The 20,327-nt window shown below is 49.8% G+C and carries 12 protein-coding genes; 8 read left to right on the top strand and 4 right to left on the bottom strand.

Going from position 1 to position 20,327, the window contains the following annotated elements; genetic code table 11:
- Positions 1-164: 164 nt before the first annotated feature.
- The 7 genes from groL (at position 165) to F3F93_RS05615 (ending at position 11,414) form a co-directional block, all read left to right on the top strand.
- The gene (groL, locus tag F3F93_RS05645) at positions 165-1,802 is read left to right on the top strand and encodes a chaperonin GroEL (protein ID WP_176958191.1); all 1,638 of its coding nucleotides are present in this window, start codon (positions 165-167) and stop codon (positions 1,800-1,802) included.
- A gap of 274 nt (positions 1,803-2,076) precedes the next feature.
- On the top strand, positions 2,077-2,622 hold the full coding sequence (locus tag F3F93_RS05640) for a hypothetical protein (RefSeq protein ID WP_176958190.1): 546 nt from the start codon (positions 2,077-2,079) through the stop codon (positions 2,620-2,622).
- A gap of 21 nt (positions 2,623-2,643) precedes the next feature.
- Positions 2,644-5,169, top strand: a complete 2,526-nt coding sequence (locus tag F3F93_RS05635; protein ID WP_176958189.1) for a chemotaxis protein CheB — start codon at positions 2,644-2,646, stop codon at positions 5,167-5,169.
- Positions 5,162-7,231, top strand: coding sequence for a PAS domain-containing sensor histidine kinase (locus tag F3F93_RS05630; RefSeq protein WP_176958188.1), 2,070 nt, complete (start codon positions 5,162-5,164; stop codon positions 7,229-7,231). Before F3F93_RS05635 ends, F3F93_RS05630 begins: the two co-directional genes overlap by 8 nt.
- Before the next feature lie 2 nt (positions 7,232-7,233).
- Positions 7,234-8,241, top strand: a complete 1,008-nt coding sequence (locus tag F3F93_RS05625) for a PilZ domain-containing protein (RefSeq protein ID WP_176958187.1) — start codon at positions 7,234-7,236, stop codon at positions 8,239-8,241.
- A 64-nt stretch (positions 8,242-8,305) separates the two neighbouring features.
- Positions 8,306-9,220 (top strand): cobalamin-dependent protein, encoded by a 915-nt coding sequence (locus F3F93_RS05620; RefSeq protein WP_176958186.1) that lies wholly within the window; start codon positions 8,306-8,308, stop codon positions 9,218-9,220.
- A 289-nt stretch (positions 9,221-9,509) separates the two neighbouring features.
- On the top strand, positions 9,510-11,414 hold the full coding sequence (locus F3F93_RS05615; protein WP_176958185.1) for a SurA N-terminal domain-containing protein: 1,905 nt from the start codon (positions 9,510-9,512) through the stop codon (positions 11,412-11,414).
- Positions 11,415-11,465: 51 nt separating this feature from the next.
- Here the strand turns inward: F3F93_RS05615 and lpxK are convergent, their stop codons facing one another.
- Both lpxK and F3F93_RS05605 read right to left on the bottom strand, forming a co-directional pair.
- Positions 11,466-12,449: a tetraacyldisaccharide 4'-kinase gene (lpxK, locus tag F3F93_RS05610; protein WP_241697007.1), complete on the bottom strand. Its 984-nt coding sequence runs from the start codon at positions 12,447-12,449 to the stop codon at positions 11,466-11,468.
- A gap of 5 nt (positions 12,450-12,454) precedes the next feature.
- Complete coding sequence (locus F3F93_RS05605; RefSeq protein ID WP_241696996.1) at positions 12,455-13,678, bottom strand: 3-deoxy-D-manno-octulosonic acid transferase; 1,224 nt, start codon at positions 13,676-13,678, stop codon at positions 12,455-12,457.
- Positions 13,679-13,822: 144 nt separating this feature from the next.
- On the opposite strand from F3F93_RS05605, the gene F3F93_RS05600 reads away from it, so the two are divergent.
- Positions 13,823-15,211 carry a cation:proton antiporter gene (locus tag F3F93_RS05600; protein ID WP_176958183.1) on the top strand — a complete coding sequence of 463 codons (1,389 nt, stop codon included), beginning with the start codon at positions 13,823-13,825 and terminating at the stop codon, positions 15,209-15,211.
- Positions 15,212-15,633: 422 nt separating this feature from the next.
- Here the strand turns inward: F3F93_RS05600 and F3F93_RS05595 are convergent, their stop codons facing one another.
- Both F3F93_RS05595 and F3F93_RS05590 read right to left on the bottom strand, forming a co-directional pair.
- Entirely contained in the window at positions 15,634-18,729 is a 3,096-nt protein-coding gene (locus F3F93_RS05595; protein WP_176958182.1) for an efflux RND transporter permease subunit, read from the bottom strand.
- 3 nt (positions 18,730-18,732) lie between these two features.
- A complete protein-coding gene (locus F3F93_RS05590; RefSeq protein WP_176958181.1) occupies positions 18,733-20,220 on the bottom strand; it encodes a TolC family protein in 1,488 nt (495 codons plus the stop codon).
- Positions 20,221-20,327 lie beyond the last annotated feature (107 nt).

The raw sequence follows: 20,327 nt of genomic DNA, 5'->3' as shown, positions 1-20,327 counted from the left end.
TTGATACGCAAAAGTTCTTCCTGAACTTTTGCCTGGAGGGGGAGCGGAAAACATGTTTTTCAGCTTCCTTACAAATCGAAGATTTGCCGCCCGTCGTGGGCGGGGTCTCAGAGATTAACCGCTTAATGCGGAACGAATTATAAGATTGAATAGGAGATTGAAGAATGGCTAAAGACATTCGTTTTGGTGAAGACGCACGCGCTCAGATGATGATCGGCGTGAATAAACTTGCTGATGCAGTAAAAGTAACCTTGGGCCCCAAAGGCCGTAACGTAGTTCTCGATAAATCCTGGGGCGCACCGACCATCACTAAAGATGGTGTTTCTGTGGCCAAAGAGATCGAGCTGGAAGACAAGTTCGAAAACATGGGCGCACAGATGGTAAAAGAGGTGGCTTCCAAAACTGCGGATATCGCAGGTGACGGCACCACCACTGCAACTGTACTGGCTCAGTCTATTGCGAAAGAGGGCGTGAAAGCAGTTGCTGCAGGCATGAACCCGATGGATCTGAAACGCGGTATTGATAAAGCCGTTGCTGCTGTAGTTGCAGAGCTCGCGAACCTCTCCAATGAAGTACAGAACCAGGAAGAGATTGCTCAGGTTGGCACCATCTCTGCCAATGGCGACTCTGAAATCGGCCAGATCATCGCTGATGCGATGGACAAGGTTGGTAAAGAGGGTGTGATCACTGTTGAAGAGGCCAAGGGTCTGGAGACAGAGCTTGACGTTGTAGAGGGTATGCAGTTTGACCGCGGTTACCTCTCTCCTTACTTCGTAACCGACACAGAGCGTATGGAAGCCTCTCTGGATCACCCGTACATCCTGCTGTTTGAGAAGAAGATCTCTAACATGCGTGAGCTGCTGCCAGTTCTGGAAGCGGTTGCCCGTACCGGCAAACCACTGCTGATTATTGCCGAGGATATTGAAGGCGAAGCGCTGGCTACGCTGGTTGTGAACAAGGTTCGCGGTGTTGTGAACGTTGCAGCGGTTAAAGCACCTGGCTTCGGCGATCGTCGTAAGGCGATGATGGAAGACATGGCTATCCTGACCGGTGGTAAAGTGATCTCTGAAGACCTCGGTCTGAAGCTGGAAAATGTCACCCTGGAAGATCTGGGTACTGCTGGCAATGTGAAGATCAGCAAAGATACTACTGTCATTGTTGACGGTTCCGGTGACAAGAGTGCAATCGAAGGCCGCGTTGCGCTGATCCGCAAGCAGGTTGAAGATACCACCTCTGATTACGACAGAGAGAAGATGCAGGAGCGTCTGGCCAAGCTGGCTGGCGGTGTTGCAGTGATCAAAGTCGGTGCGGCGACTGAAGTAGCGATGAAAGAGAAGAAAGATCGCGTTGATGATGCACTGCACGCAACCCGTGCTGCTGTTGAAGAGGGTATCGTTGCCGGTGGCGGCGTTGCACTGATTCGTGCACGTAAAGCGCTGGATAATGTATCGGGCATCAACCATGACGAAGATACCGGTGTGAAAATCATCCGTCGTGCGATCGAAGAGCCTCTGCGTCAGATCGTTACCAACGGTGGCGGCGAAGCATCTGTTGTTGTTAATGAAGTATCCAACGGTACTGGCCACTTCGGTTATAACGCACAGACTGAACAGTACGGCGATCTGGTGAAGATGGGTGTTATCGATCCAACCAAGGTAACCCGTTCTGCACTGCAGTATGCAGCATCCATTGCTGGCCTGCTGATCACCACTGAAGCGATGATTGCAGATATCCCTGCACCGGCAGCCGGTGGCGCACCAGATATGGGCGGCATGGGTGGTATGGGCGGCATGGGTATGTAAAACCACTCATCTGAGTTGGTTTTATATCAGTCGTTTCATCACTGATAAAAATAGAAAGGGCGGTTCCGAAAGGGCCGCCCTTTTTTGTTGGTAAATAATATCAGGAAATATTTCCTTTGGTGCGAGTGAGTCCTTTGCTATGAACGGCGAAGTTCAAAGCCATTGTCTCTTTGCTTGTACATCTGACCATTCCTATAATGTCCTAGACAAAGTAAGGATTATAATATATAGTTTCTAATATATTGTATTTGTCTAATACAATTATGGAGCAGGCATGAGCAGTGATGATGTTGGATCGCCGCAACAATTAATATCCAGTTACTGGGTTGATAGGCATTACACCATTGCAAAGGTTGGTGCTGATTGGGATAAGTTTGCTATTGAAAATGGGGGTGAAGAGCTTGTTTCACCACAGATCATCGGGCAAAATCTTTTTTCGTATATAGCCAGTGATACTACCCGTATGTACTTGAGACTTATATTGGATCATGTATGGCATATTCACCATCAAGCCAACAAGCCTTATCGCTGTGATAGCCCTGAAATCAAACGATTTATGCAGATGCAGATCTCCATTGATGATGAGAACCTATTAAGACTGGATCACTATCTGTTGGCTACCGAGCCCAATAGCCCTCCTGTGCATTTTTCGGGCATTCGTTCACAAAACAGCAATTTGATCAGGCGTTGCAGCATGTGCAACAGGATTAACGTTGCTTTTAGTTGGGTGGATGCTGATTTGGCACTTAAGACAGGTCTTATCACAGACCCTAAACAACGCGTGATCTATACCGTCTGTGGCGACTGTAATAACCCATAATGAAACCGCGAGGAAAGGGCAGTGAATAAAACGAACATGGAACGGGAGTCACATATTGTATGTATTGGTGCTTCCGCAGGTGGCCTTGAGGCGATCGAGCGCTTTTTTAAGAGCATGCCATCGGATACAGGGCTTGCGTTTGTTGTAGTACAGCACCTCTCTCCTGATCATAAAAGTATGATGGTAGATATTTTATCCAAGTGGACTGATATGGAGGTGCACCAGATTAGGGAGGGAATGAAAGTACAAGGCGACACTATTTTCCTGATTCCGCCGAGTAAAAGTCTCAAGTTGTTCAATGGAAAATTTGTGCTTGCTGAGAAACAGCCGCAAAAGGGCTTGAGCCTTCCTATCGATATTTTTATGACCTCGCTGGCTGAAGATGTGGGCCCAAAAGCGATTGGGGTTGTGTTATCTGGTACCGGTAGTGATGGCACCAACGGCTTAAGGGCGATTAAGGATCAGCTCGGGCTAACCATTGCTCAGGATGAATATTCGGCTGCTTTTGATGGTATGCCTCGAAGTGCTATGGCATCTGGCGCAGTCGATCTGGTTTTGACTCCAGAGATGATGCCTGAAAAGATTCTCTCATATATTCAGCATCCACTTGGTCAGCAGAGAACAATTGCAACAGGTGTGCCACAGACATCACTGAGTCGCATTTTTTCAGTGATTAGAGAGAATCATAAAGTAGATTTTTCACTCTATAAGCCGACCACGGTTCTGCGCCGAATTGAGCGTAGGATTCAGATATGCCAGTGCGAAAATGTTGATGCCTATTACCGCTATCTGCTTGATCACAAGTCTGAAACTGAGTTGCTTTATAACGAACTTCTGATCGGTGTCACAAGTTTCTTCAGAGATGAAGATGTCTTTAAATCACTACGAAATAAGGTTATCCCTGAAATTATCGAGCGGTTGCCCGAGAGTCAGTCTGAGATCCGTATCTGGTGTGCAGCATGTTCAAGTGGAGAAGAGGCATATTCACTGACCATTCTGTTTTTAGAGGCCATTAAAGATTCAGGGCGTGATTTGAGGTTGAAGGTTTTTGCCACCGATATTGATCAGAAGGCAGTGGTTCGGGCCAGTCAGGGTGAATATCCCGAGGGGATATCTCAGGATGTTCCAGAAGCACTTCTATCAAAATATTTCCATCACGATGAGAAAGGCTACAAGGTTTCCGGTGCATTGAGAGAGCCTATCGTCTTTGCTCAACACAACCTGATCAAGGACCCTCCATTTACGAATATTGATTTTGTTAGCTGCAGAAATCTGTTGATCTACTTTTTAGCACCACTGCAAAAGCGGGCCATGCAGACGTTCAATTTCTCGTTGGTGACAGGTGGTACGCTTCTGCTTGGCAATAGCGAAAGCATTGGCGAAGAGATAGATCTGTTTGAGCCAGGCAAAAACTCACTGAAAATTTTTCAATCCAGAGGCATCAGGAGGCTGGCTGAGCCGATACTTTCCATGCAAAAATCGGATGAAGGGTCACGCCTTGCTGATCGTGGCCATTACGCTGCGTTAACAGATTCACATGATTTGAGTTATAGCCGTATGCTTGAGAAATATCTTGATGCAGTTACCAGCTCATTTGTTGATTTTGCGGTGCTATTTAACCCCTCATTGGAGATTATTCATACATCTGGAGATACAGGCGTTTTTTTACGCTACCCTAGTGGTAGAGCCAAAAACGATCTTGCAAAAATGATTCATAAGAGCCTCTCCATCCCGCTAACAACCTCAATCCACAGGTTGAAGAAGGAGAGTCATGGTAGAATTACTACTGATGTTCAGGTGCAGTCACAAGGCGGCTTAGAAACGATTCGCATGACAACACAGCTGATTGAAGGCAAAGGTGGTGTCGGACAAATTTTTTGTATGTGGCTGCAACGGCAGGAAAATCCAGAGCATGCTGATACAGAAATTGCTGCCTATGATCCAAATCATGCCATGCTACAGCGCATTGCTGATCTGGAGCAGTCTCTGATGTTGAATCAGGAGACCCTGCAGGCGACTGTTGAGGAGTTGGAGACCTCAAATGAGGAGCTGCAGGCGACGAATGAGGAGCTATTGGCCAGCAATGAGGAGCTGCAGAGCACCAATGAAGAGCTGCAGTCGGTGAATGAAGAGCTGTTTACGGTAAATGCTGAGTATCAGGAGAAGATTCAGGATCTCACTGAGTCCAATAACGATCTTGATAACTTTATCCACAGTATGGATGTGGCAGTGATCTATTTGGATGAACATCTCGATATTCGAAGGTTTACTGATCAGGCCCGTCAAATGTTCAACATCAGGGATAGTGATATAGACAGGCCGTTCTCAGAGCTGGCTAACAAACTGAGAAATATCGATATCATGTCGGTGATTAATGAATCAAATCAGTATCATCGCACCACAAAGGTTAATGTCGGCTGTGAAGAGGGTAATCAATACCTGCTCAAGGTTAGTCCATACAATATAGCGCCAGGCATCTATTCCGGTGTGGTGATATCAATGATGAGCAAGTCATCTCTGCTTGGATTTGAGGTGTTGTGTGCGTGACTATTCTGAAGCCGAGCTGAGGCAAAAGGCGAGTGAATCCATCAGAGATAAGTTGATTGGTCGTGAATTAACTGATGTTGAGGAAGAGCTTTTGATCTATCAGACAGAGCTGGAGATGCAAAATCAGGAGCTCAGGGAGACACAGGAGAGAACTGAGCAGCTGAACAGGCAATTGAATTGGTTCTACAATCATGCTCAGGTTGCATATCTCTCCGTTGATCATGGCGGCAAGATCAAAATTTGTAATGAGACATTGGCAGCCTGGACAGGTATTCCTGTTTTTGAGTTGAAGCACAAATATATATTTGATCTGTTTTATGAAGCAGACCAATTATTGCTACGGAACATATTCCGTGTGCTGCTCAAGCGCCCGGATTCCCATAAGATGGAACTAAAGCTGAAGAATGACGCAGGAACATCGGAGAGAGTGGTGATGGTGCAGGGGATAGCCTCTGAAGCTACTCCCCCGGTTTTAGATGGTGATGGATTCCTCTCTTTCACATTAAGTGATATCACAGAACATGTTCGTGTCAGGAGTACGCTGGATCTGGCATCACAAGTGCTTCAGTCTACCTCTGAATGTGTGATCATTACTGATGCCAACACCACCATTCTTGATGTGAATAAAGCATTTTGTGAGATCACGGGATATAGTAAGGAAGAGGTTATAGGGCGTAAGCCATCGATATTGAGTTCGGGAAAACATAATCGCACATTCTACGAACGAATGTGGACAGATTTGAACAATAGTGGCCACTGGCGTGGCCGGATTACCAACCGCAAGAAAAGCGGTGAGACCTATATCGAAGAGTTGGCTATCCACCCAGTCTATGAACATGGTGATCCCGTATATTACATCGGAATCTTTTATGATATTTCTGAACGTATGGCAGCTGAAGAGATGGTGCAACGTGCTCAGCGGCTGGAGAGTGTCGGAACACTGGTCGGTGGTATCGCGCACAATTTTAACAACATGCTTGCCGGTATTTCAGGCAACCTATACCTGGTCAACAGGCAGCCGGAACTCACAGATAAGACACAGGAAAAGTTACAACGGATTCAGATGCTGACCGATTCAGCCTCAGAGATGATCAGGCAATTGATGGCATTTTCCAGGCAGACACCGAAAAAACTTACGGTAGTCGAACTCAACGAGTTTGTTCGTCAGTTCCAGCTTTTGCACTCCGCAGCCATCGCGTCAAACATTGAGTTTGAATTAGACTTGAGTGAAGAGCAAGCATGGGTGAAGTGTGATCGCGTGGAGCTTGAGCAGGTGCTACTTAATCTGGTGATCAATGCTTCGCATGCTTTGAGAGGCATAGAGGCGCCAAGAATAAAGATTGCAATAGCATCTGATCTGGATGAGGTGAATTTAGACTCTGGAGCGTCGGAAAAGTATAATCTGATAGCTATTCACGATAACGGTTGTGGTATCCCGAATGAGTTGCTGGATAAGGTGTTTGAACCATTTTTCACCACCAAAGAGCAGGGGGAGGGCACTGGCCTTGGCCTCTCGACAGCTTATGGTTCAGTAGCTGCGATGGGGGGGCAGATCCAACTCATCAGCACCGAAGGGAAGGGAACCTCATTTCATATCTCGTTGCCTGCATACAAAGAGATGAAGCCCCTGCGAGATGGTCTCGAAATCAGGCAGCAATCAAATGTGTCAACCGATGGGGCTGTGATATTGATCGCGGATGATAATGAGATGCTCTGTGAGGTGATGTCGGATATCTTACAGGATTACGACTATACGGTGATAACGGTGAACAATGGTAAGGAGGCTTTGCGTACCTTCACAGAGCAGCATGTTTCGTTACTGCTTACTGATGCCGTGATGCCGGAGATGGGCGGTTTTGAGCTCGCCAGCGCCATTCATAAAGAGAATAGCCAACTTCCGATTATTGTGATGTCGGGTTATTCCTCTGAGTTTGTAGATCCTATCGTTGATGATGCATTTATCTGGCGTATTGATAAACCGTTTGCGCCGGAACAGGCGCTGCAACTGATTCAGCAATGTCTGCAGCAGACAGCAGGTGATTTAAGCATGCGTGAAGAGTGAGCATGTTAGACGAGTTGTTTGGCAAACAGATCGATCACCAGATACCCTCAATCAAACCATCGGACCGTTTATTGTTGATCAAGCTGTTACAGGGGAAGGCGCCACCACATTCTGTTATCAAACTAGCGGAATCGTTGCAGATATCCGATATTTCTGCTGAACATATTCTCTCAGCCCTGTTTAAATGCCAGTGGGTGAACTTTCAATATGCCTCAAAAAAACATCGCTCCAATGCAGATCAACTGTTAGAGAGCCTCTCCTCACAGTTGACCAGTTTTGCAGCTCTTCAGAAAAGTATTGTTGTGGCTTATCAGCAAAAATGGAGCAGTGAACTTCAGTCAGAAAAGGTTAAGCGCATTGTTGCTGATAGTAAGATCGAGTGGCTGGAGCGTGGTGAGATGATCTTAAAAAACTATTTCCAGGAGATGCCCGTTTCTACAAAGGCCAGATATGTTCAATCTACTGATGAGTATATTGAAGTTGAGGCCCCTCCGGGGGTATTTAAGATATTTGCTGTCTCCGAGAGTGGCCGAGAGGTTCTCTCTCCGGGAGTGGATGGTGAACATGTTATTCGGTTAAGTGCACTGAGCTATAATCATGGCCGTATGAAACTGGCAGTCCGCTCAGTGGATGTTTCTCTCAGAGAGAAGAGAGAGCATTTGAGGGTGAGACCCGAAGATTTGATTCATGTTCAACTATCTTCACATGAGGCGAACGATCATATTCAGATGCTCGACATTTCTTTGGGAGGCATTGGGCTTATAACGAATAAGCAACTATCAGTTGTGCCCGGTGCATGCATGAACTGCACGTTAAATATTTGTGGCAGCAAGATTCGTGTTGAGGCGATGGTTCGATGGAGGGGCCAATCTGAATCGGGAACTTCAGTTGGAGTGCAGTTTAGACACCTTGGCCCATTTGAAGCAGTCTTGAGTAAATATCTTTCTCATCAACAACAATCGTTCATCTCCAGAGTCAATAAACTCCCTCAACCAGATTGGTTGCAGTGACTAAACAGGTATATGTTTGAAACGATTTATGTATAATCAATAGTATGGAAGAGATAGAGGTTAAATGAGCCAATATAAACACGATATCACTGCAGTTTCGTTGGAAACCGGCCTGAGCAAGGAGACGATCCGAAAGTGGGAATCGCGCTATGGCTTTCCTAAGCCGCAGCGAAATAGCAGCAAGGAGCGGCTATATTCAACAGCACAGATTCGTTCTCTTCGGGAAGCTTCACGACTCATCAATTCAGGTGTGCGCCCGAAATATGCACTATTGGCAGTTGCAGGAAGCAATCCGATAGAAGGCAAGCCAATAGCAAAGCAGCTTCAGTTACCCCTTTCTGAGGAGATCATAGCTGCATTGCAGCGAAATGATCGGGATCGTGTCTACTATCTGTTGCAGCGTGCATTGATCACCCACGGTGTTATCGCTTTTATTGAGGATACACTCGCAAAAGTTAACCATGATATTGGTGTTGCATGGTCGCATGGCCTTATTAAGATATATCAGGAGCATCTCTACTCTGATGTTGTTCAGGGCGTACTTAACAAGGAGACGCTTGATATTCCTACCTTCTGCGAAGGCCCCATCGATATCATACTGGCTACACCACCAGGTGAAATTCATACGATTGGAATCCAGATGGTAGAGCTGTGGCTTAAATTTCATGGCATTCGAAGTCTCTCCCTGGGGGCACAGGTTCCCATCTCCGAGCTGCTTGAGGCAAGCCGGGATATTGGGGCATCAGTGATTGGGATCTCGGTTACTTCTGCATATGCGTTAAGGCATTCTCGCAAATTCGTGCTTGATCTCTGTTCAGCTGTTCCCGAAGAGATGGACATCTGGATAGGTGGTTCCGGAGCTCCCTATAAAGAGGAACTCCCTGTAAATGTTAAATGTTTTCAGGAGATTCGGTCGCTTGATTCGATCCTGGTCGATTTTCCATGTCTGTTAAGTGTTGATGAGTCGCCACGAGGTTAGAGGTGAAGGAACTGGCTGTTTCTGACCACATTGCCTCAATGTTGTTGAGACGGTTGATTTGAACTGTCGCACATTTTTTTAGCAACCCCCATTACCCTGATTAATTTTCACTATCGCACCATTCAGAGCACCCCCATTGCTCTGGTTTGATTTCACTATCGCGCTAAACAGGGCAACACCCATTGCCCTGTTTAGCTTGCTTCGGTAGCGTCCCGAATCCTTATTTTTACAGGGGAACCATAAGATTTAATGTCTGTTGTTTCCCCTAACTTTTTAACCGGGGTTTATCATGCTCGAATCGATGCGTAATCATGCGCAAGGCTGGATCGCGAAAGTCATACTTGGCGGTATCGCGCTCTCATTTGTACTCTGGGGCGTTGGTGATTACTTCACCGGCGATCAGAATCCGCCTGTAGCGACCATCAATGAGAAACCGATTGGCCAGAATGAGTTCTATACGGCCTATAATCGTCAGCTCGATAGTTACCGACGTATGCTCGGTGCACAGTTCTCCAAGGATCTGATGAACTCGCTGAATCTGAAAGAGACCACCGTGCAGACCATGGTGAATCGCTATATTATGATCGATACGGCAAATCAGCTTGGCCTGACTGCACCGCAAGCTGTGGTGCTGGACGCGGTTCAGTCCAATCCGTCTTTCCAGGCTGCCGGTCGCTTTGATCCACAGCGCTATCAGATTCTTACCCGTAACATGGGCTTTGCGTCACCGCAGGAGTTTGAGAACGAGATGCGCATCAATATCATGGTTGATGCCGTGCAGAATGCGGTTGCCGATTCCGCTCAGGTCAGCGAGCAGGAGATTCGTGAGGCCTTTAACAGTGAATATGAGCAGCGTGTACTCTCTGCCATTGTGGTTGATCCCGATAGCCTGATCAAGGCTGCAAAAGTGGATGAGGCTGCTGCCAAAGCATGGTACGAGTCTCATAAAGAGAGCTATATGTCGCCGGTTCGTATCAAACTTACTGCCGTGGAGATCAATCCGGCTGAAGTTGCAGCGGATATGATTGTCGACGATGCTGAACTGCGTAAAATCTATGAGGAGCGCAAGGCTGATTACACTGAAGAGGAGAGCCGTAAGGCATCGCATATTCTCGCCAGGGTGAGCGGTGATGCTTCTCAGGAGCTGCGCCTTGCAGCGCGTGCGAAGATCGAGAAAGCAGAGGCCCGCATCAAGGCGGGTGAGCCCTTTGCCACTGTGGCCAGAGATATCTCTGACGACCCGTCTGCCAGTAACGGTGGTGATTTGGGCTGGTTTAAACAGGGCGTGATGACTGCCTCCTTTGATCAGGTTGTCTTCTCAATGGATAAGGGTGATGTCAGCGATATCGTTGAAACTGAATTCGGTTTCCATCTGATTCAGCTGGATGATGTTCGTGCAGAGAAAACAACAGCTTTCAGTGCGGTGAAAGAGGCGCTGCGTATTGAGACTGTAGAGCGCCGTGCTGCTGATGAGACCTACAAGATTTCACAGGACCTTGATGATGCGCTGGGTATGGAGGGCACACTCAAAGCGGCTGCTGAATCCCTGAATCTGAAGGTTGTTAATATTGATCCGGTAAGTATTGATGAGGCAATTGCGCAGCCACTGCTCTATGACGCAGAAGTTCGCAGTAAAGTATTTGCCACCAGTCCAGGCCAGGCCGTTGAAATTCTTGATGCAGGCAAAGGGCGTTATATTGCCTTTGAAGTGCTGGAACGCATTGAGCCTGAAGTGATGGAGTTTGCCAAGGTGGCTGCCAGTGCTCTGGAAGATGCCCGTCGCGATGAAGCACGCAAACTGGCTGTGAAGCTGGCAGATGAGATTCGTGGCAGCAGTGAATCACTGGACACTCTGGCCCAGAAATATGGTCAGGCTAAATTCATCTCCAAACAGATTCGCAGTAACGGTGTTGGTGATCAGGCCAGCTGGTTGACCCGTGATCTGCTGGCGCAGGCATTCCGTGCTCCTGCCGGTAGCTGGGTGGATAGCAGTCTGAGTGTGCCACAGGGTATTGCAGCTGTTCGCGTTGAGAAGGTGATTGCACCTGAAGAGAAAGAGTTTGAGGCGCAGAAGGCATCAGTCACCACCTCGCTGAAAAAAGCCAAGGGTCAGGCTCGTTTCGCGCGCTGGATGGCATCGGTTCGTGATAATTATGAGATTGTCGTGAATGAGCAGGTTCTTGATCGTTTCTAAAGCCTGATACTAAGCAGCTTATAAAAAAAACCGCCCTTGTGGCGGTTTTTTTTATGGCTCTTTTTTTAGATGCTGGATGATTTCCTCAATCAAACCCGGTTCACCACTGCCTTGCAGTTTAAGCAACCAGAGTGGCTTATCTTTAGGCCAGAGTGGAACCAGTTTGACCGCATCTTTAGCGGTGATCGCGACATCGGGATGTTGCGTAAGCGCATCAACCTCGGATTGAGTGAAACGGTGGTGATCGGGAAATGATCTTGAACCGGTTAGCTCAAAACCGCTTTTGCCAAGCGCATCGAAAAAGCGTTGTGGCCGGGCAATGGCTGTGGCGGCATAGAGGCTGGCGGGTGCTTCAGCGCCGCTGTTCATGATATCGATCAGACCGGCGGGCTGGCTCTGCCAGCGCCATTCGCGATCTGCACTTAAAGGCGAACAACTGGCCTGCTCATCTTCATCACCGGTACGGACAACAATATCGGCACGCTGTAGTGCCGCTACAGGCTCACGAAGGGGGCCAGCAGGGATCAGGTGGCCGTTGCCAACCCCTTCAGAGGGTATGAGTACAATGTCACAGCTGCGCGCCAGATGGCGGTACTGGAAGCCATCATCGAGAATGATGATATTACCGAGTTCGGCAGCCATATGAGTGCCGGCAATGCGATCTCTTGAAGCAATGACCGGGCATCCCGAGGCATCGGCAAGCAGACGTGCTTCATCACCGACGATGGCGGGATCTGCAGCTTCATCAACCAGCGTCGGCATGGTGTTACTTCCGCCATCGCCGCGACAGAGCAGCACAGGAGCATAACCTTCTGTTTTCAGGGCGTGAGCAAGCCAGATGGCAAAGGGCGTTTTGCCACTGCCGCCGGCAGTGATGTTGCCGATCGATATCAGTGGCAGTGGTGGCTCAGCCGGTTGCGTGGCGCGGCGCTTGAGATTGATGTTATTGATAACCCGGTAGAGCGGTTCAAAAAGGCGCAGCAGCAGCGGTGGTTCACCTCTGCTCCACCAGATTCGCTCGATGCGACTGTGCATGTCGCTCAAGATTGCCTCTCCAGTCCGGCCAGTAGTGGCTCTATCTCAGCCATGATACGCGCCAGTACTGTGCTTTTGTCGCGGATAAAGAGTGCTGCACTGCCATTGAGCTGCTGCAACGCCTCCGGATGAGTGAGCAGTCGGCAGATAACCTTCTCCAGTTCGCTATCATCGGCTGCAACAATGGCTGCATCCTCACAACGCATCGCATCCATAATCTCACGGAAATTCTGTACATGGGGGCCGGTGACTACACCGCGCCCGCAGATGGCCGCTTCCAGCGGATTATGGCCGCCGATATTGGTCAGGCTGCCGGCAATAATCACGGCATCGGCTACGGTATAGAGCTTGCCGAGTAGCCCCATCGCATCAATCAGCACCAGATCAGGGGAGGAGGTATCTCCATCTGTCTGTGCAGACCAGCGCTTTAGCTTTAATCCGCGCGCGCTGATTTTCTCTGCCACCTGATCAAAGCGCTGCGGATGGCGCGGCACAATGACCAATAACAGATCGGGGCAGCAGGCGTGCCATGCCGGCCACATATCGAGAATCTTCTCATCCTCTTTCTCATGTGTGCTGGCTACCAGCAGGATCGGACGACTGGCGCCGGGATCAAGTTGCTTACGCAGTTGGGTCGCATCAACTGCGGGGGCTGTGATGGCGTATTTGAGGTTGCCTGCAACGCGAACCTTTTCACGATCAACACCCATCGCGATCAGCCGCTCGGCATCAATATCACTCTGAGCCAGAAACAGTGATACAGGTTTTAAGGCCGATCTCCAGAAAATACGGCTGGCATGGTAGCGCGGGAAGGAGCGGTCAGAGATACGCGTATTGATACCGATTACCGCCACCCTCTGTTTGTGGCAGGCGCGCAACATGCCCGGCCAGAATTCGGTCTCAGCCAGTAGCAGCAGGGCAGGTTTTAATCTGCGTAGAAAACGGCTGAACAGGGTGGGCAGATCCCATGGCAGATAGGAGACAGAGATCTCTGCTCCGAGCAGGCGATGGGCATGTGCAAAACCGGTTGCAGTCACTACTGTCAGATGCACATGGTGCCCCTTATCCAGCAGCACCCTGATCAGCGGTGCAACCGAACCGACTTCACCTACCGAGCAGGCGTGTACCCAGATGCAGCCGCCAGGTGCAACCGGTGGCTGCAGCATGAGATGCTGTTTCCATTTGATGGCAGTCGACTCTGGTGCAGATGATTTCGACGATTCAGGCATAGGCCTATTCGAACAGGAACACAGACTTGAAGCACGCTTTTGTTGCATTTATTGAGCCAATGCAAAACTGTTGCGGGTAAATGGGATGAAAATGGCCTGGTTTTTGCTCAATCAAATTTACACTCATGACGGAGGGACCCGAATATGATTATTACAGTACTGTCGATTGCCGCCATTCTCTATCTGGCGTTACAGCTTGAGGATAAGATGAAAATACCCTCTCCGGTTGGGCTGATTGCCCTGAGTTTTGTGTTCCACCTTATTTTCGGTGACCTGTTTATGCTCACCGGTGATGCTGAACATTTTGCTGCACTGGTGATTTTGTTACTACCTATCCTGCTGATTGGGGATTCACTGGAGTTGAAGGTGGAGGATCTCAAGGAGCACGGGCTGAGCCTCTTCTATCTGGCTGTAGTAGCTGTCTCTTTCTCGGTGGTGACCGCCCTGTTGATTGGTGATTCACTGTTTGGTCAGTACAACCTCTCCACAGCTGCGATTATTATGTTATTTGCCATGGTGCTGGCTACCGACCCTGTCTCCGTGGTTAGTATCTTCTCCAAATTTGAGCTGCCTCATCGCCTTAAAATCCTCTGTGAGGGTGAGAGCCTGTTTAATGATGCAACAGCCCTGATTGTATTTGTATTTATCGGACTCTATGCACTTGATGGCGGCGAGATCACAGCCGGTTATGTGGCCCAAACCTCGCTGGTGGTGGTTGGTGGATCGGCTGTGCTGGGTGTGCTGATCGGTTATATCGGTCTGATGGCGATGAAGACAACCGATAATCGTATTGCTGAACTGCTGATCCTGATTCTGACCGGTTACGGCGCATTTGAGATCTCAGAGCACTTCTATGTGCTTCTGAACCTCTTCGGTGGTCACTCACATATGCATCTCTCCGGTATTCTGGCCTGTATTTTTGCTACAGTGACCGTGCACCATATTCTATCCAAATCTGTGGTTGATGATGATAAACGTCTTGAGCAGGAGGAGGAGGCGCTGGAGCGTGAATCTGTATCAGAGAAAACTTCACGTTCACTGATTCATACTGCCATTCAGACCATCAAGGCGACAGTCGAGGAGCGTGATCGCCATATGCGCACCAAAGAGGATGTGCAGCTGCTGGCCATTGTTGCCAATACCATGCTATTTATCGCCATGGCAGAGATGATCGATATGGATCTGCTGCTGAAATATAAAACCGAAATTATGGTGATGTTCCTGGCTACAACGGTGATTCGTGCGGCGATGATGGCCAAGTTCGCCTTTATTACCAATCGCACCGATAAGATGACCAATGTGAATTTCCGCTGGTGGGGTGTGCTCACCTTTGCCGGAATCAAAGGTGGTCTCTCTATCGTTATGCTGATGATGATCCCCTCTACCTTTGAGCATATGGAGATGTTCACAGCGATTGTGGTGGGTGTGATTATGCTCTCCACCTTCATCTACTCATTCATTCTGCTTGGTATTATCGGTAAAAACAGCGCCATCTTTGCCAGAGAGCTGGAAGAGGAAGGCGGTCATCATTAAACCGATCTCTCTTTAGAACGCTGTAATAGTAAAAAGGCCCTGCGTATGCAGGGCCTTTTTAGATCCGACCCATTGTGGGGAAGTGGGGAAAGATGGATGGGCCGAATCTATTGCTGTCATTTGGCTGTAACCGACTAAGCAAGTATAAGGCCAATTTACGTCATGCCTGTGACATCTCCCGCCCCTCTTGTGAAAAGCAAAATTTTTATGTTTAGCTAACGAAAAAAGGCCCCGCTGATGCGGGGCCTTTTCTAATAGAGGGTGTCTGATGCCGGGGAGGGAGGGGAGGGTGACACCAGACAGGACGAACTATGCATGGATGCAATGATGGAGCGGTGAACAGGGCATTAAAAAACATTTAGAATACACAAGTAAAACGCTCGGGTATTTACAGTGCCACATGTTCAAGCTGTTCTGTGATATTACTTTACCGTCACCTCTTTGCCCAGTAGCTGCTCCGTTTTCTGTTTGATATCCAGAGCAATCCCCAGTGCGGCAGGTACGGAGAAGAGTGTGATCACTGTGGAGAACATCAGTCCCCAGGAGAGTGCCAGGGCCATCGGTGCAACAAATGGATCGTGTCCTCCCCAGCCGTAGGCTGTTGGCAACAAACCCACAACAGTGGTGATGGCGGTAAGAAGTACTGCACGCAGACGCCGTCTGCCGCTCTCCATAATTGCATTGCGCCAGGGGACGCCATCATTGATCTGGCGCTGAATAAACACTGCCATCACCAGCGATGAGTTGACCACCACGCCTGTCAATGCCACAAAACCCATCATGGCCATGAATGAGAGGGGGGCACCATGCAGGAAAAAGCCAGCGACAATACCGATGACGCCGAACGGGATCGCCAGCATGACAAGGATTGGATAACCAACACGGTTAAACTGCACGGCCAGAATGGCAAAGATACCAAGCAGTGCAAACAGGAAGCTGAATGCGAGCCCGCGTACAGACTCCTGCGTTTTCTCCTCCTCTCCACCAAGATTTACATGCACTGCCTCTGCATCATCTGCAAGCCACTGCTCTCGGCTTTGCAGGACAATCGCGTTGAGCTCTTTTGAGGTCATGTTTTTCTTGTCCACTTCGGCTGAGACATTGATCACACGCCGGGCATCTTTGTGACGAATACTGCTTGTCCCCTCTCTGCTCTCCAGATGGGCAATCCTGTGCAGGGGAATAAGGCCGCCGCGCTGATTGGGGATCTCAAGCTTCATCAGGGTGTTAATGTCGCGCTGTGCCTGTTCAGGGTAGCGAATGGTGACATCAATCTCCTCTTTGCCACGTTTGATGGTGGAGACGCGCAATCCGTCAAATGCGGCACGGATATGGGTGCTTGCGGTGGCCAGGTCAACTCCGGCATAGGCGGCAAGTTTGCGATCCATGACAATCCGAACCTCCGGATCTCCCGGTTCAAGGTCACTCTCTACGGCATAGACACCCTTGATGGTCTGCAGTTGCGCAACCAGCCGTTTGGCAACTCTGGTCATGGTCGCTTCATCACCACCGGTTAACTCAACCTGCAGAGCGCGTCCTACCGGAGGGCCGGGACTCTCCATGGCAAAACTGATATCCAGTTTAGGGAAGAGAGGGGGGATTTCACTTTTCAGTACGCTCATCACATCGTGCGCTTTTACAGTACGTTCGGTAAATGGAATCAGGATGATGCGTTCAAAGCCGAAGCGATCACCGATCTGCTTGAGCGCTTCGCGCTGGTCGGCACTATTCTCGCCAGCGATCATCGTGGTGGTTTCCAAGAGGGCCGGATCAATGCGCTTACGAACCTCGCTATCGAGTTTTTTCAGGTTGTCTCGCATCTCTTCGAGTGTGGTGCCTGTTGGCATGGTGACGCGAAGGTAGAATGTGCTCTCGGCTCCGGAGGGGAAGAGCTGGAACTTCATGGTGCCTGCCAGAGCGAAGCTTCCGAGTAGAGCTGCAATGGTGATCAGAATGGTCAGGTAGCGAAGTCTTACCGCTTTTTCCAGCAACCAGGTGTAGGCAGCGGTAATCCAGATAAACAGCACCCGCTCTTTAGGGTGTTTGTTGGCGTTGGCAACATCGCGAATATGGTTGGGTAGAATAAAGATCGCTTCAAACCACGAGAAGGCGAGCAGGATCACCACGACCAGCGGGATGTTGGCAATAAACTTACCGATAATGCCATCCATAAACAGCAGAGGCATAAAGGCTACGATAGTGGTGAGTACGGTTGCGGTTACCGGCCCCATCAGTTCGTAGGTTCCTTCAATGGCGGCCTGTTCGGGGGAGAGGCCACGCTCCATATGGTAGGTGGCATTTTCTCCTATAATAATGGCATCATCGACCATCAGACCGAGCACCATAATAAAGCCGAACATCACCAGTAGATTGAGGGTGATACCCATTGCATAGAGCAGGCCGATACCGGCAAAGAAGATGATCGGCAGACCCCATGCAGTGGTCAGAGCCACAGCAGGACGCAGGAAGAGCATCAGCATTACCAGAACCAGTGCCAGTCCGATGGTGCCGTTGCTGGTCAGTACACCGAGTCGGAGCCGGGTGATTGTGGAGAAATCGTTATAGGCGCTGACATGCACCTCTTCACCATATTTTTGCGGGATGGTGTCGAGATAGGCACGAACCTTGTCGACCAGTGTGATGATATCTGCATCCCCTTTTTTGATCACAATCATGGTGATGGCCGGGTCGCCTCTGGCTGCCACGTAGCGATAAGGCCTCTCCAGTGTTTCGGTCACCTCTGCCACATCTTTCAGATAGAGCGCCTGACCGCGTTCATTGGCCCGCAGTACCAGATTGCCTGCATCCTCAGCCGAGAGAAATTCACCGGTGATGCGGATAATGCTTTGACCATCGGTTGCTTTCAGGCGTCCACCGGGCGCATTGATATTCCAGCCTCTGACCAGAGCCATGATATCGTGGATGGAGATACGGCTGCGACGCATCTTCTCAGGATCAGGGACGATGCGGATCTCCTCCTTGCGGTCGCCCTGAACAAAGACGTTGGCAACGCCATGAATATCACGCACATCATCTTCAATCTTGGCACTGAGGTGTTTCAATGCCAGCGGTTCGAAGTCACCGAAGATGGAGAAGGTGAGCACAGGTGTCTGTTCAGACTTCACCTCCATGATCATCGGGTCGGCAGGCAGATCGACAGGCAGATCTGCACGGTTGATCGCCTGCTGGATGTCAGAGACAAGCCTGGAGCGATCCTCAAAGTTCGGATCAACCTCGATGGTGATCTGCATGGTGCCCGAATAAGCGGTGGAGCGGATGACATTGATGCCATCAATGCCTTTTAACTCCTGCTCAATCGGAGCCACCATCAGGCGCTCCACTTCACGCGGCGCTGCACCCGGATAGGCACCGGATACGGCTATCACATCGAAATTGATGCTCGGAAATGCCTCGCGCTGCATCTGCATGGCCGAGTAGATGCCGCCCAGCAGTAGAATGACGGAGATGAGGTTGACCAGAACTCCGCGTTTAACGAAAAAGGCGATAATGCTTTTCATGATTTAATAACCTTTGCCGTTAGCGATATCGATATGCAGTGATTCCAGAAGATTGCCCTGTGCCCAGAGCAGCTGTCTGGCGGCCAGTTGCAGGGTAAGCGCCTGCAGGTCGGCATTAAGCTCTGCAGTGAGTAGTTCACCTTCAAACTGCACCAGTGTGGCGGTATCAGAGCGCCCTTCGCGGTAGCGTTTCATCTCAGCTGTGAACTTGCGGCGCTCAGCTTCTGCCTGTTTGCGGGCGGCCAGCAGTGTAGGTCGGCCTGAGCGCAGTGAGGTGATGGCTGTAGATAGATCACTTCTGATCTGCTCCAGCGTGGATACCCTCTGTGCGGCAACACGCTGCTGTTGAAGTAGCGCTTTCTCCAGCGCTGCACGGGCGCTGTTGCGGCCAATGACTTCACTCAGTTCAACAGAGAGGGAGGCGTAGTGATCGTTGATGGTGAAACCGCCTGCGGCAGCAGCCGGTGCTGTGTTGCTAAGTGCCCGGGTTCCCAGTTCGGCAATCAGATCGAGCTGTAGTTTATCGCCTTCGCGTGCCATGGTGAGTTGGGCCTCTGCCGCATCCATCTGCGCTTGCAGAAGTTTCAGTTCAGCCCGTTTCTCCTCAGCCACGGCGACTGCCTCAGCCATGGGGGGTATTGAAACATCATTTATTGTGTCAATCTGGATGGATATTTCACTCTCGGGTGCACGCAGCATCAGTCTGTTGAGATTACTCAGGCTGGCTGCGCGCCGCCCCTGAGCACGTTGCAGGTCGGTCTTGCGGGCCGCTAGCAGCGCTTCTGCCTGCAGCCGATCCGCAGTCTCAATGAGTCCGAACTTTTCACGTGTGTGCTGATAGTTCAGCAGTGCTTTTGCCCGTTCTACGGCCTGTTCGGCAATGCGGATATTGATATCATCCGAGCTGAGCTGAAACCATGCATTGGTGGTTTTCAGCGCCAGCGTGCGGGCAGTGATCAGTTGCTGCATCTCAGCCACACGAACGCCTGCCTGAGTGGCGATCAGTGACTGTTCGTAATCGGGCCGGTCATTACCTTTAAGCAGCGGGTGGCGATAGTTGAGGTTAATCTGGTTGCGATAGGCGGGGTTAAAGCTTGAGAGTTGCGCCGCCAGTGGCGAGGGGGCATAGGCCTGACTGCTGCGGTTGTAGTTGAAGTTGACGCCGAGTGTACCACCACTGGCCAGCGGTTTGCTGATGCTGCCGGAGATCTGCCCGAGCCTTGTTTCTGATGGCTGGAAACTGCTGGTTGTAGGTGTGGTCTCTTCGCTGGCACCGATGCGGGCGGTGACGACAGGGTCGAGCATGCCTTCAATACGACGGCTGTCACTCTGGGCGATGCGTCGATCCAGATGGCTTATTTCAAGCTCCGGATGTTTTTCAATGACTGCCGTAATGGCGGCTTTAAGATCCATCTCCTCTGCAGCAACAGGCATGACTGTTGTGGTCAATAGCAGACTGGTCACAATGACATGGTTGAACGATCGACGCATGGAACTCCCTTCTCAATGAAAAACCGCATATTAGACAGATAAGATGAATGATTGGTAAAATATTGATGATGTCAACTATTGGCATTGTCAACCTTTGTGGTTATGGT

Origin of the sequence: Mariprofundus sp. KV, assembly GCF_013387475.1 — a bacterium.
In the GTDB taxonomy this organism is placed as follows: Bacteria; Pseudomonadota; Zetaproteobacteria; order Mariprofundales; family Mariprofundaceae; genus Mariprofundus.
Note: the sequence above shows the minus strand (reverse complement) of the source record. Positions and strands in the feature narration are given on the sequence as shown.

Bases quoted from the DNA above. Each gene is read 5' to 3' on its own strand.
- groL (WP_176958191.1), top strand. From the start codon at position 165: ATGGCTAAAGACATTCGTTTTGGTGAAGACGCACGCGCTCAGATGATG.
- F3F93_RS05640 (WP_176958190.1), top strand. From the start codon at position 2,077: ATGAGCAGTGATGATGTTGGATCGCCGCAACAATTAATATCCAGTTAC.
- F3F93_RS05625 (WP_176958187.1), top strand. From the start codon at position 7,234: ATGTTAGACGAGTTGTTTGGCAAACAGATCGATCACCAGATACCCTCA.
- F3F93_RS05620 (WP_176958186.1), top strand. From the start codon at position 8,306: ATGAGCCAATATAAACACGATATCACTGCAGTTTCGTTGGAAACCGGC.
- F3F93_RS05615 (WP_176958185.1), top strand. From the start codon at position 9,510: ATGCTCGAATCGATGCGTAATCATGCGCAAGGCTGGATCGCGAAAGTC.
- lpxK (WP_241697007.1), bottom strand. From the start codon at position 12,449: ATGCACAGTCGCATCGAGCGAATCTGGTGGAGCAGAGGTGAACCACCG.
- F3F93_RS05605 (WP_241696996.1), bottom strand. From the start codon at position 13,678: ATGCCTGAATCGTCGAAATCATCTGCACCAGAGTCGACTGCCATCAAA.
- F3F93_RS05600 (WP_176958183.1), top strand. From the start codon at position 13,823: ATGATTATTACAGTACTGTCGATTGCCGCCATTCTCTATCTGGCGTTA.
- F3F93_RS05595 (WP_176958182.1), bottom strand. From the start codon at position 18,729: ATGAAAAGCATTATCGCCTTTTTCGTTAAACGCGGAGTTCTGGTCAAC.
- F3F93_RS05590 (WP_176958181.1), bottom strand. From the start codon at position 20,220: ATGCGTCGATCGTTCAACCATGTCATTGTGACCAGTCTGCTATTGACC.